We start from the raw sequence: 10,752 nt of genomic DNA, 5'->3' as shown, positions 1-10,752 counted from the left end.
GTCGTCTCGACGGCGCTGCGGGAGCGGAAGGGCCCGACCCGCCTTTGGCCAGGCGGGTTGGGCCGTTTTTGCCACTTGACAGGGTTATCGGTCATATGAGCGTGCCAAATTGCCCAGTTTGTGTCATCGACCCCCTGCTGTGCCCTTCTCGACGGAACGAAGCGGCAGAACGAAGCGGATGAACGAAGCGACAGAAGCAGGCAGCCCCGCAACGGCGCGCGACGGCGAATGAGGCCGAGGGACGAGCGGGGCGTCCACGCTGCAATTGTGGATTTCCGCAGCACACAAGCTTTTACTGGCAATCTCGGGCGCATGCGCGTATCATACCGACTCGTATTGCCCGGCTCCTGCCGGTTTTTCGTTGTGCCGGTACGCCATAACCGACACGATCGCGGCAGGAGGCACGAGGACAGCAACGCGCGAGGTCGAGCATACCGGCCATCGAAGCGCTGCGCACCGCCCCGTGCTTAAAACCCCAAAGGAGTTGACATGGCAGAGGAGAAGTACGTTCCGCGTCTGAAGGCCAAGTACCTCAACGAGGTCAAGAAGCAGATGCAGGACAAGTTCCAGTACGAGAACGTCATGATGATCCCGAAGTTCGAGAAGATCGTCGTGAACATGGGCGTCGGCGAGGCCGCGACCGATTCCAAGGCCATCGAGGGCGCCGTCCGCGACCTGCGCGTCATCACCGGCCAGCAGCCCATGGTGACCCGTGCCCGCAAGTCCATCGCCTCGTTCCACCTGCGTGCCGGCATGCCGATCGGCGCCAAGGTCACCCTGCGCGGCGACCGCATGTGGGAGTTCTTCGACCGCCTGACTTCGGTGGCCATCCCCCGTATCCGCGACTTCCGCGGCATCTCCCCCAAGAGCTTCGACGGCCGTGGTAACTTCTCCATGGGCGTCACCGAGCAGCTCATCTTCCCCGAGGTCGACTTCGACTCCGTCGATCGCACCCGTGGTATGGACATCACCATCGTGACGACCGCGAAGACCGACGAAGAGGCCAAGGCCCTTCTGGACGCCTTCGGGTTCCCGTTCAAGAAATAGGTTCATCTGCTCCGACAACGCGGGCGGCAGGCAATCCGGCCTGCCGCCCGCGCGGAGCGAACAATACTCAGTAGTGAGGAGGAAATAAGTGGCTAAGACATCGATGATCGTCAAGTGCAACCGCAAGCAGAAGTTCTCGACGCGCGAGTACACCCGCTGCCAGCGCTGCGGCCGTCCGCATTCGGTCTACCGCAAGTTCGGGCTGTGCCGTGTCTGCTTCCGCGAGCTTGCGCTCAAGGGCGAACTTCCCGGCATCAAGAAGGCCAGCTGGTAAGTCACTGCCAGCGCACGCGGATGCGTCCGCGTTGCACGGAAGATCGTGTCAAAGGGCTTGCCCGCTACGGGTGGGCGAGAACCGGTGGCACAGGTTCATCAAGAACGAAGGAGAATCTGCATGAACGTCACAGACCCGATCGCAGATATGCTTACGCGTATTCGTAACGCGAATTCTGCGAACAAGGCCGAGGTCTCCATGCCGAGCAGCAAGAAGCTCGTGGAGATCGCGCGCGTTATCTACGAGGAGGGCTACATCGAGAGCTACTCGGTCGAGGACACCGCTCCCCAGAAGACCCTCCACATCACCCTCAAGTACGGCCCCAAGAAGACCAAGGTTATCAACGGCATCAAGCGCATCTCCAAGCCTGGTCTGCGCAAGTACGCCGGTGTCGCCGAGCTGCCCCGCGTCCGCGGCGGCCTCGGTACGGCGATCATCTCCACCAGCCGCGGCGTTATGGCCGACCGCGACGCCCGTGCCACGGGTGTCGGCGGCGAGATCATCGCTTTCGTTTGGTAACGTACTCGGCGCGTAGAAGGAAAGGATACACCCGTGTCTCGTATCGGTAATAAGCCTGTCCAGATTCCCGCCGGAGTCGAAGTGGCAGTCAACGGCACCCATGTTGCCGTCAAGGGCCCCAAGGGCACCCTTGAGAATGATTTTTATAACAAGCTGACCATCAGCGTCGAGGACAACGTGCTGACCGTTTCCCGTCCCGACGACGAGCGTGAGACCCGCGCCATGCACGGCCTCACCCGCGCCCTGATCCACAACATGGTCGTGGGCGTCTCCGAGGGCTTCCAGAAGCAGCTCGAGCTCGCCGGCGTCGGTTACCGTGTTGCGCTCAAGGGCAACACCCTCGACCTCTCCCTCGGCTATTCCCACCCCGTGACCTACGACGCTCCCGAAGGCATCACCTTCGAGGTGCCCGACAACACGCACATCAACGTCAAGGGCATCAGCAAGCAGCAGGTCGGCCAGGTTGCCGCCGAGATCCGCTCCAAGCGTCCGCCCGAGCCCTACAAGGGCAAGGGTATCCACTACGTCGGCGAGCACATCCGTCGCAAGCTCGGTAAGGCCGCCAAGTAGTAAGCACCTGCGCATAACGGTTAAGACCATCACCCCGTCAGGTGTTGGCACGTTACTTCTAAGGAGTATTTCATGGATAAGCACAAGGCGAAGAGGGAAGGCCTCAAGCGCCGTCAGCGTCGCGTCCGCGGTAAGATCTTCGGCACCCCCGAGCGTCCTCGCCTGCGCGTGACCCGCACCAACGCGAACATTTACGCTCAGATCGTCGACGACACCAAGGGCCACACCCTCGTGTCCGCCTCGACGCTCGAGAAGGAGTTCGAGGGCATGCACACCTCGAACAAGGAGGCTGCCGAGAAGGTCGGCCAGCTCGTTGGCAAGCGCGCCATCGAGGCCGGCATCGAGGCTGTCACCTTCGACCGTGGCGGCCGTATCTATCACGGCCGTGTTAAGGCCCTCGCCGATGGCGCCCGCGCCGCCGGCCTGAAGTTCTAGGAGGTATGTAGCTATGGCTCGTAATCAAAAGCAGCAGCGCGAGGCCTCCGAGTTCGAGGAGCGCGTCGTCTTCATCAACCGTGTTTCCAAGACCGTCAAGGGCGGCCGTCGCATGTCGCTCGTGGCTCTGGTCGTCGTCGGCGACGGCAAGGGCAACGTCGGTCTGGGCATGGGCAAGTCCGCTGAGGTGCCTCTGGCCATCTCCAAGGCTTCGCTCGACGCCAAGAAGAACATGTTCCACGTGCCCGTGACCGAGGAGGGCACCATTCCTCACGAGGTCATCGGCCACTTCGGTGCCGGCCGCATCATCATCAAGCCCGCTGTCGAGGGTACCGGCGTCATCGCCGGTGGCGCCGTGCGCCCCCTCTTCGAGCTCGCCGGCATCAAGAACGTCCTGTCCAAGTCCCTGGGTACCGACAACGGCCTGAACATCATCAAGGCTGCTGCCGAGGGCCTCAAGGAGCTCTCCAGCCCTGAAGACGTCGCAGCCCGCCGCGGCCTCACCGTTTCCCAGCTGTTTGTCGGGAAGGAGAAGTAGGCATGGCTAAGACTATCAAGATTATGCAGGTCCGCAGCACCAACGGCTGCAAGGAGGACCAGAAGAGGACCGTCCGCTCCCTCGGTCTGCACCGCATCCGCGAGGTGCGCGAGATCGTCGACAACGAGAGCGTTCGCGGCATGATCTTCAAGGTTAAGCACCTTGTCGAGATTGTAGAGGAGTAAGCAATGCAGCTTCATGATCTTAAGCCCAACGCGGGCTCCACGCATAAGCGTAAGCGTGTCGGCCGCGGTAACTCTTCCGGTGGCGGCACCACCGCTGGTCGCGGTCAGAACGGCCAGGGTTCCCGCTCCGGCGGCACCAAGGGTGCCGGCTTCGAGGGTGGCCAGACCCCGCTCGCGATGCGTCTGCCGAAGCTCCCCGGCTTCAAGAACCCGCGTCGCATCGAGTACACCGCTGTGAACGTTTCCACCCTCGAGCTCAAGTTCGAGAACGACGCTGTCGTCGACGGTGCCGCCCTCAAGGCCGCCGGCATCATCAAGAAGGAGTTCGAGCCCGTCAAGGTGCTCGGCAACGGCGATCTGACGAAGAAGCTCACGGTCAAGGTCGACAAGGTCTCGGCTTCTGCCAAGGCCAAGATCGAGGCCGCTGGCGGAAAGGTCGAGCTGCCGTGCTAACTGGTCTTAAAAACGCATTCCGTATTAAGGAGCTGCGCGGCAAGATCACGTTCACCATCGCCATGCTCGTGCTGTACCGTCTCGGTGCGCACGTACCTGTGCCCGGCATCCCCGTCGCGGGGATGGCGGGCCTTTTCGGCCTGAACGGCGACAACACGGTCGCCGAGAGCGCCATGGCCCTGTTGAACCTCTTCTCCGGCGGCGCGCTCTCTTACGTTTCTGTCTTCTCGCTGGGCATCATGCCCTACATCACGAGCTCGATCATCCTCCAGATGCTTCAGAGCGTCGTCCCGAGCCTGCATGAGCTCGCGCGCGAGGGCGAGGTCGGTCAGACCAAGATCACCCAGTACTCGCGCTACCTCACGCTGGCGCTTGCCATCCTGAACGGCATCGGCTACCTGTTCCTGTTCAAGAGCTTCGGCATCCAGTTCAACGGTGCCGGTGCGCCCGAGGTCATCTTCGACATCATGATCGTGGGCACGCTCGTGGCGGGTGCCATGCTCATCATGTGGATCGGCGAGCTCATCACTCAGCGCGGTATCGGCAACGGCATGAGCCTGATCATCTTCGCCAACATCATGGCGGGCCTGCCGCAGGCCGTGTTCGCGTCCGTCTCCGATGGCGGCACCGCGAACATCATCCTCACGCTGGTGATCGTGGTCGTGATCCTGTGCGTCATCCCGCTCATCGTCTTCGTCGAGCGCGGTCAGCGCCGCATCCCGGTCCAGTACGCCAAGCGCGTCGTCGGCCGTCGCATCATGGGTGGCCAGTCCACCTACCTGCCGATCAAGGTCAACACCGCGGGCGTCATCCCGATCATCTTCGCGAGCGCGCTTCTGTACTTCCCGGCCCAGCTCGCCGTGTTCTTCCCCGGCATCGACTGGATCCAGGCGGTCGCCGGCGCGCTGTCTTCGGGTTGGATCAACTGGGTGCTGAACGTGGTCCTCATCGTGTTCTTCGCGTACTTCTACACCTCCATGGTGTTCAACCCCGATGACACGGCCGAGAACCTCAAGCGCCAGGGCGGCTTCATCCCCGGCGTTCGCCCGGGCCGCGCCACCGCGAACTACATCAAGAACGCGCTCAACAAGATCACGCTTCCCTCCGCGGTCTTTCTGGCCATCATCGCCATCGTGCCCTCGATCGTGTTCTCCTTCACGGGCAACTCGCTCATCCAGGCATTCGGCGGCACCTCCATCCTCATCATGGTTGGTGTTGTGATGGACACGATTTCCAAGGTGGAGAGCCAGCTCAAGATGTACGATTACGACGGGTTCTTCAAATAAAGGGTTAGGAGACAACCATGAACATCGTGCTTTTGGGTGGTCCCGGTGCCGGTAAGGGCACGCTGGCCCAGCAGCTTGTCGCCGAGTACGGCGTCGCCCACATCTCCACGGGCGATCTTCTGCGCTCCGCCGTCAAGAGCGGCAGCGAGCTCGGCGTCCAGGCGAAGAAGTACATGGATGCCGGCGAGCTCGTTCCCGATCAGCTCGTCATCGATCTGGTCAAGGAGCGCCTTGCTGCCGACGACGCGCAGAAGGGCTTCATCCTCGACGGCTTCCCGCGTAACACGATGCAGGCCGTGACGCTCGACTCCGAGCTGTCCGCTCTCGGCCATGAGCTCGAGTGCGCGCTGCTCGTAGACGTTGCCGCCGATGTCATCATCTCCCGTCTGTCCTCTCGCCGCGCCTGCCGCGATTGCGGCTACACGGGCACCAAGGCCGATGAGGTCTGCCCCAAGTGCGGCGGCGAGATGTATCAGCGCGACGACGACAAGCCCGAGACGATCGCCAACCGTCTGGACGTGTACGAGAAGAACACGGCTCCGCTGGTTGAGTACTATCGCGGTCAGGGCAAGCTGAAGATCGTCGACGGCACCGGTGCCATTGACGACGTCTACGCCCGTGCGAAGGAAGTCCTCGGTCTATGATCAAAATCAAGTCTGCAGAAGAAATCGAGCAGATGAAGAAGGCTGGAGCGCTGTCTAAGATGGCGCTCCGCCGCGTTGGGGCCATGGTGCGCCCCGGCGTCTCCACCTTCGAGCTCGATCAGCTCGCTGAGCAGATCATCCGCATGCATGGCGGCATCCCGGCCTTCAAGGGCTACGGCGGATTCCCCGGCACGATCTGCGCGAGCATCAACGATCAGGTCGTCCACGGCATCCCCAACCCGGATGTCATCCTGCGCGACGGCGACATTGTGTCCATCGACACGGGCGCCATTGTCGACGGCTGGGTGGGCGACAACGCGTGGACCTTCTATTGCGGAACGCCTTCCGAGGAGGTCCGCACGCTGTGCGAGATCACGCGCGACTGCCTGAAGGCCGGCATCGAGCAGGCCGTTCCGGGCAATCATCTTGGCGACATCGGGCATGCGGTCCAGACGCTTGCGGAGGATCATGGCTTCGGCGTGCTCCGCGACTACGTCGGCCACGGCGTTGGCCGCAACATGCACGAGGATCCCAACGTGCCGAACTACGGCAAGAAGGGTCGCGGCGTGAAGCTGGCCGCCGGTATGGTCATCGCCATCGAGCCGATGATCACGCTCGGCACCAATCACGTTACGACGGGTACCGATGGTTGGGTCGTCACGACGAACGACCATCTGCCTGCCGCCCACTATGAGAACACGATCGCGATCACGGATGACGGTCCGGTTATTCTGACGGTCGATGAGCGTGGGCCTTGGTGTTCTATGCAGGGCGGGGTTATGTAGCTCGGGTTCTATCCCGGGTGGCCTTGGGAACCCCCGACATGAAATCCTTTGCGCTGCGGGCAGTCCTGGCTCGCACGAAGGCGCCACTGGCGCCTTCGGCTCGTGCGGAACTTGCGCAAAAGATTTCATGTCGGGGGTTCTGCTGCAATGGGGGAGTGTCCCCATAAAACTTTGCTTCTTGCGCCAGATGTTCGGGCACGTTCCGTGCCGCTCACATCTGGCGGTGCGCGGGCGTTGCCCGCGCACTCCTCCATTCCAATTGGTGACTGGGGGAGTTGCAACCAAGCCATTCGCTTTAGCGGCTCGGGAGGTGCGCTCGATGCGCACCTCCCGGGCTATCCATCCCCAAGCTGCGGCGAGTGACCTCGACGAGGTTAACGTAGGTCGTCTGTTCTGCCCTCGGTTCGCGCAAGTTCCGCGCGAGCCGAAGAGCCAAGTGGGCTCTTCGTGCGAGCCCAGGACTGCCCGCAGCGCGAACCGAGGGCAGAACAGACGACCGGTGGGCATGGAATTGTGGAGCCATTACGAAAATGACCACCCCGGAACGCTTTTTGATATTATTCTCAGTTGCTGTCGTTTTCTAGAGAAAGTGATGCTGCGTTGAAGAAGGAAGATGCTATCGAACTCGAGGGTACGGTCACGGAGCCGCTGCCCAACGCCATGTTCCGCGTTGAACTCGAGAACGGTCATTCGGTGCTCTGCTCCATCTCGGGCAAGATCCGCATGAACTACATCCGCATTCTCCCGGGCGATAAGGTCGTCGTGGAGCTGTCTCCCTACGATCTCACCCGCGGCCGCATTACGTATCGCTACAAGTAGCGACCGCATCATACGGCAATCGCACGATCGCGAGGTTCGCTCAGCCTCTCGATCGCGTTTGCATGTATAGGCCAGCCTTCAGTTATTCACGCCTGCGGCTGGGCGAGTAGATACATTCCATTGTTTTGTAGTTTGAGCACTACCGAGAGGAAGAACGATGAAGGTACGTCCTTCGGTCAAGAAGATGTGCGATAAGTGCAAGATCATCCGACGCCACGGCAAGGTTCTTGTCATCTGCGAGAACCCCCGTCACAAGCAGCGTCAGGGCTAAGAGAGGAGACCAACGTTGGCCCGTATCAATGGTGTCGACCTTCCGCGCGAGAAGCGTGTTGAGATCGGTCTGACCTACATCTACGGCATCGGCCGCACCACCGCCACGAAGATTTGCAATGATTGCAACATCAACGTTGACACGCGCGTCCGCGACCTCACCGACGAGGAAGTCGACGCGATCCGTAAGTACATCGACGAGAATCAGATCATGGTCGAGGGCGACCTCCGCCGTGAGCGCAACCAGAACGTTAAGCGTCTGATGGACATCGGCTGCAACCGCGGCCTCCGTCACCGCAAGGGCCTCCCTGTTCGTGGTCAGCGCACCCACACCAACGCTCGCACCCGCAAGGGCCCGAAGCGTCAGATCGGTGCCAAGAAGAAGAAATAAGGGAGACTGACTACCAATGGCTACTGCTAAGAACAAGCGTAATGCTCAGGCCGGTCGTATCAAGCGCTCCGACCGTAAGAACATTTCCGTGGGTCAGGCCCACATCCGTTCCACGTTCAATAACACGATCGTGTCCATCACGGACGCCCAGGGCAATGTCATCGCCTGGAAGTCCGCTGGCACTGTCGGTTTCAAGGGTTCCCGTAAGTCCACGCCGTTTGCCGCCCAGATGGCTGCCGAGGCTTGCGCCAAGATCGCCATGGAGCACGGCATGCACAAGGTTGCCGTCTTCGTGAAGGGCCCCGGCTCCGGTCGTGAGACCGCCATCCGCTCCCTCCAGGCCGCCGGCCTCGAGGTTTCGAGCATCCAGGACAAGACTCCCATCCCGCACAACGGCTGCCGCCCCAAGAAGCGTCGCCGCGTGTAACTCCTGAAAGGATCGATAAACTATGGCAATCGATAGGACTCCGGTTCTCAAGCGCTGCCGTCAGCTCGGGATCGATCCCGCTGAGCTGGGCTACAGCGGCAAGGAATCCAAGCGTCAGCCCAAGCGTCGCCGCAAGGAATCCGAGTATGGTATGCAGCTTCGCGAGAAGCAGAAGGTCAAGTTCATCTACGGCGTGCTCGAGAAGCAGTTCCACGGCTACTTCGTCCGCGCCCGCAAGATGAACGGCATCACCGGCGAGAACCTCATGAAGATTCTCGAGACCCGTCTCGACAACGTGGTCTTCCGTCTGGGCTTCGCCCGCACCCGCAAGGAGGCGCGCCAGACCGTGCGTCACGGTCACTTCACCGTGAACGGCCGTCGCGTCGACATCCCGTCCTACCTCGTCAAGCCCGGCGACGTCATCGCCGTCGGCGAGAAGTATCGTGACCTCCTCCCCATCAAGGAGGCCCTCATCCAGTCTGAGCGTTTTGAGGTCCCCGGCTGGCTCGAGGTTGATATCGAGAAGCTGTCCGGCAACGTGCTGTCCTACCCGGCGCGCGAGCAGATCAGCGGCGACATCAACGAGCAGCTCATCGTCGAGCTCTACTCTAAGTAGTCCTTTTGGGCTGCTGAAGCTGGAGGTAATACATGTCAGAATTCATTAGGCCCCAGGTTCAGGTCGAGGAAATCAACGAGACGTCCGCCCGCGTGTCCGTCGAGCCGCTTGAGCGCGGTTACGGCGACACGCTGGGCAACTCGCTGCGCCGTGTTCTGCTCTCCTCTCTGGAGGGCGCCGCGGTCGAGGCTATCCAGATCGATGGTGCTCAGCACGAGTTCATGACCATCCCGAACATGGTCGAGGATGTCACGGACATCGTCCTGAACGTCAAGGGTCTGGTGTTCCGTTCGCTCGGTACCACGGACGAGGGTACCGCGACCATCTCGGTTGACGGCCCTTGCGAGGTCACCGGTGCGGATTTCTTCATCCCGTCCGAGTTTGAGCTCGTCAACCCCGACAAGCACATCGCCACCCTCAACGAGGGCGGCCATCTCACCATGAGCATGCGCATCGGCTACGGCCGCGGCTACGTGTCCTATGAGGGCAACAAGCGCGACAACGATCCCATCGGCGTCATCCATGTGGATTCGCTGTACTCGCCGGTCCGTCGCTGCGCCAAGCTCGTCGAGGCGTGCCGCGTCGGGCAGCACACTGACTACGACCGCCTGGTCCTCGAGATCGAGACCAACGGCGCGCTCTCGCCGCGCGAGGCCGTCGTCCAGGCTGCTAACATCATCAACCAGCACATGGCTGCCTTCATGAACCTCGCGGACGCCCCCGAGGCTGAGGAAGAGGTTTCGATCTTCGCCCCCGAGACCACCAGCGACAACGCTGAGCTCGACAAGCAGATCGAGGATCTCGACCTCTCGGTGCGCTCGTACAACTGCCTGAAGCGCGCGAGCATCCACTCCGTGCGCCAGCTTGTCGAGTTCTCCGAGAACGACCTGCTCAACATTCGCAACTTCGGCGTGAAGTCCATCGAGGAAGTCAAGGACAAGCTCGAGTCCATGGGCCTGAGCCTGAAGGCTTAACGCGCCGTCATCTGTACCAGAGGAGACCATACCCATGCGTCATAACAGGAAGAAGGGCCTGAAGCTCGGCACCGACGCGAGCCACACCAAGGCCATGAAGAAGAGCCTGGCCCAGGCGCTCTTCACCAACGACCGTATCAAGACCACCGTTCCGCGCGCCAAGGCGCTCCGTGGTTTTGCCGAGCCCATCATCACGTGGGCCAAGCGCGGCGACCTGCACTCCCGTCGTCTTGCTATCGCCAAGCTCGGCGACAAGCAGCTCGTCAAGGAGATCTTCGAGAAGGCCGCTCAGGGCATGTGGGCCGACCGCGACGGCGGCTACACCCGCATCATGCGCCTCGGCACCCGTAAGGGCGACAACGCCGAGATGTGCATCATCGAGCTCGTGACCGAGCCCTGCGTGAAGAAGGCCCCCAAGAAGGCCGCCACGCCGAAGCAGGCTCCCAAGAAGGTCGAGGAGGCTCCCGTCGAGGAGACCGCCGAGGCTGCCGAGACCGAGGCTGCTGCCGAGTAACTTCG

The 10,752-nt window shown here is 61.7% G+C and carries 18 protein-coding genes; all 18 read left to right on the top strand.

Annotated features, from left to right (window positions below; translation table 11 throughout):
* Window positions 1–489: 489 nt before the first annotated feature.
* A complete protein-coding gene (rplE, locus tag B5F74_RS03155) occupies window positions 490–1,047 on the top strand; it encodes a 50S ribosomal protein L5 (RefSeq protein WP_066834067.1) in 558 nt (185 codons plus the stop codon).
* An 88-nt stretch (window positions 1,048–1,135) separates the two neighbouring features.
* Window positions 1,136–1,321, top strand: a complete 186-nt coding sequence (locus tag B5F74_RS03150) for a type Z 30S ribosomal protein S14 (RefSeq protein WP_039910329.1) — start codon at window positions 1,136–1,138, stop codon at window positions 1,319–1,321.
* Between the two features lie 120 nt (window positions 1,322–1,441).
* The gene (gene rpsH / locus B5F74_RS03145) at window positions 1,442–1,840 is read left to right on the top strand and encodes a 30S ribosomal protein S8 (RefSeq protein ID WP_066834069.1); all 399 of its coding nucleotides are present in this window, start codon (window positions 1,442–1,444) and stop codon (window positions 1,838–1,840) included.
* Window positions 1,841–1,873: 33 nt separating this feature from the next.
* Window positions 1,874–2,410 (top strand): 50S ribosomal protein L6, encoded by a 537-nt coding sequence (rplF, locus tag B5F74_RS03140; protein ID WP_087199939.1) that lies wholly within the window; start codon window positions 1,874–1,876, stop codon window positions 2,408–2,410.
* Between the two features lie 72 nt (window positions 2,411–2,482).
* Entirely contained in the window at window positions 2,483–2,845 is a 363-nt protein-coding gene (gene rplR / locus B5F74_RS03135; protein ID WP_066834071.1) for a 50S ribosomal protein L18, read from the top strand.
* A gap of 13 nt (window positions 2,846–2,858) precedes the next feature.
* On the top strand, window positions 2,859–3,383 hold the full coding sequence (gene rpsE, locus B5F74_RS03130; protein WP_066834072.1) for a 30S ribosomal protein S5: 525 nt from the start codon (window positions 2,859–2,861) through the stop codon (window positions 3,381–3,383).
* Between the two features lie 2 nt (window positions 3,384–3,385).
* Entirely contained in the window at window positions 3,386–3,568 is a 183-nt protein-coding gene (rpmD, locus tag B5F74_RS03125; RefSeq protein WP_066834081.1) for a 50S ribosomal protein L30, read from the top strand.
* Between the two features lie 3 nt (window positions 3,569–3,571).
* On the top strand, window positions 3,572–4,021 hold the full coding sequence (gene rplO / locus B5F74_RS03120) for a 50S ribosomal protein L15 (RefSeq protein ID WP_066834090.1): 450 nt from the start codon (window positions 3,572–3,574) through the stop codon (window positions 4,019–4,021).
* Window positions 4,015–5,307, top strand: a complete 1,293-nt coding sequence (gene secY, locus B5F74_RS03115; protein WP_066834099.1) for a preprotein translocase subunit SecY — start codon at window positions 4,015–4,017, stop codon at window positions 5,305–5,307. The genes rplO and secY overlap by 7 nt, the downstream gene beginning before the upstream one ends.
* 17 nt (window positions 5,308–5,324) lie before the next feature.
* A complete protein-coding gene (locus B5F74_RS03110) occupies window positions 5,325–5,951 on the top strand; it encodes an adenylate kinase (RefSeq protein WP_066834102.1) in 627 nt (208 codons plus the stop codon).
* Window positions 5,948–6,736: a type I methionyl aminopeptidase gene (gene map, locus B5F74_RS03105; RefSeq protein WP_066834105.1), complete on the top strand. Its 789-nt coding sequence runs from the start codon at window positions 5,948–5,950 to the stop codon at window positions 6,734–6,736. Before B5F74_RS03110 ends, map begins: the two co-directional genes overlap by 4 nt.
* Before the next feature lie 600 nt (window positions 6,737–7,336).
* Complete coding sequence (gene infA / locus B5F74_RS03100) at window positions 7,337–7,555, top strand: translation initiation factor IF-1 (protein WP_009141477.1); 219 nt, start codon at window positions 7,337–7,339, stop codon at window positions 7,553–7,555.
* Between the two features lie 157 nt (window positions 7,556–7,712).
* Window positions 7,713–7,826 (top strand): 50S ribosomal protein L36, encoded by a 114-nt coding sequence (rpmJ, locus tag B5F74_RS03095; protein ID WP_006363204.1) that lies wholly within the window; start codon window positions 7,713–7,715, stop codon window positions 7,824–7,826.
* A 15-nt stretch (window positions 7,827–7,841) separates the two neighbouring features.
* Entirely contained in the window at window positions 7,842–8,216 is a 375-nt protein-coding gene (gene rpsM / locus B5F74_RS03090) for a 30S ribosomal protein S13 (RefSeq protein ID WP_066834107.1), read from the top strand.
* 16 nt (window positions 8,217–8,232) lie between these two features.
* Window positions 8,233–8,643 (top strand): 30S ribosomal protein S11, encoded by a 411-nt coding sequence (rpsK, locus tag B5F74_RS03085; protein WP_066834110.1) that lies wholly within the window; start codon window positions 8,233–8,235, stop codon window positions 8,641–8,643.
* 22 nt (window positions 8,644–8,665) lie between these two features.
* Window positions 8,666–9,259: a 30S ribosomal protein S4 gene (gene rpsD / locus B5F74_RS03080; RefSeq protein ID WP_066834113.1), complete on the top strand. Its 594-nt coding sequence runs from the start codon at window positions 8,666–8,668 to the stop codon at window positions 9,257–9,259.
* 32 nt (window positions 9,260–9,291) lie between these two features.
* On the top strand, window positions 9,292–10,233 hold the full coding sequence (locus B5F74_RS03075; protein ID WP_087199937.1) for a DNA-directed RNA polymerase subunit alpha: 942 nt from the start codon (window positions 9,292–9,294) through the stop codon (window positions 10,231–10,233).
* A gap of 34 nt (window positions 10,234–10,267) precedes the next feature.
* Complete coding sequence (gene rplQ / locus B5F74_RS03070) at window positions 10,268–10,747, top strand: 50S ribosomal protein L17 (protein ID WP_087199935.1); 480 nt, start codon at window positions 10,268–10,270, stop codon at window positions 10,745–10,747.
* The last annotated feature ends 5 nt before the right edge of the window (window positions 10,748–10,752 follow it).

Source organism: Collinsella sp. An271 (assembly GCF_002159695.1).
In the GTDB taxonomy this organism is placed as follows: Bacteria; Actinomycetota; Coriobacteriia; order Coriobacteriales; family Coriobacteriaceae; genus Collinsella; species Collinsella ihumii.
The sequence above is the reverse complement of the archived record's forward strand: the minus strand, read 5'-3'. Positions and strand labels throughout refer to the sequence as shown.

Coding starts and splice junctions, on each gene's coding strand:
- rplE (WP_066834067.1), top strand. CDS start 490: ATGGCAGAGGAGAAGTACGTTCCGCGTCTGAAGGCCAAGTACCTCAAC.
- rpsH (WP_066834069.1), top strand. CDS start 1,442: ATGAACGTCACAGACCCGATCGCAGATATGCTTACGCGTATTCGTAAC.
- rplR (WP_066834071.1), top strand. CDS start 2,483: ATGGATAAGCACAAGGCGAAGAGGGAAGGCCTCAAGCGCCGTCAGCGT.
- rpsE (WP_066834072.1), top strand. CDS start 2,859: ATGGCTCGTAATCAAAAGCAGCAGCGCGAGGCCTCCGAGTTCGAGGAG.
- rpmD (WP_066834081.1), top strand. CDS start 3,386: ATGGCTAAGACTATCAAGATTATGCAGGTCCGCAGCACCAACGGCTGC.
- rplO (WP_066834090.1), top strand. CDS start 3,572: ATGCAGCTTCATGATCTTAAGCCCAACGCGGGCTCCACGCATAAGCGT.
- B5F74_RS03110 (WP_066834102.1), top strand. CDS start 5,325: ATGAACATCGTGCTTTTGGGTGGTCCCGGTGCCGGTAAGGGCACGCTG.
- map (WP_066834105.1), top strand. CDS start 5,948: ATGATCAAAATCAAGTCTGCAGAAGAAATCGAGCAGATGAAGAAGGCT.
- rpmJ (WP_006363204.1), top strand. CDS start 7,713: ATGAAGGTACGTCCTTCGGTCAAGAAGATGTGCGATAAGTGCAAGATC.
- rpsK (WP_066834110.1), top strand. CDS start 8,233: ATGGCTACTGCTAAGAACAAGCGTAATGCTCAGGCCGGTCGTATCAAG.
- rpsD (WP_066834113.1), top strand. CDS start 8,666: ATGGCAATCGATAGGACTCCGGTTCTCAAGCGCTGCCGTCAGCTCGGG.
- B5F74_RS03075 (WP_087199937.1), top strand. CDS start 9,292: ATGTCAGAATTCATTAGGCCCCAGGTTCAGGTCGAGGAAATCAACGAG.
- rplQ (WP_087199935.1), top strand. CDS start 10,268: ATGCGTCATAACAGGAAGAAGGGCCTGAAGCTCGGCACCGACGCGAGC.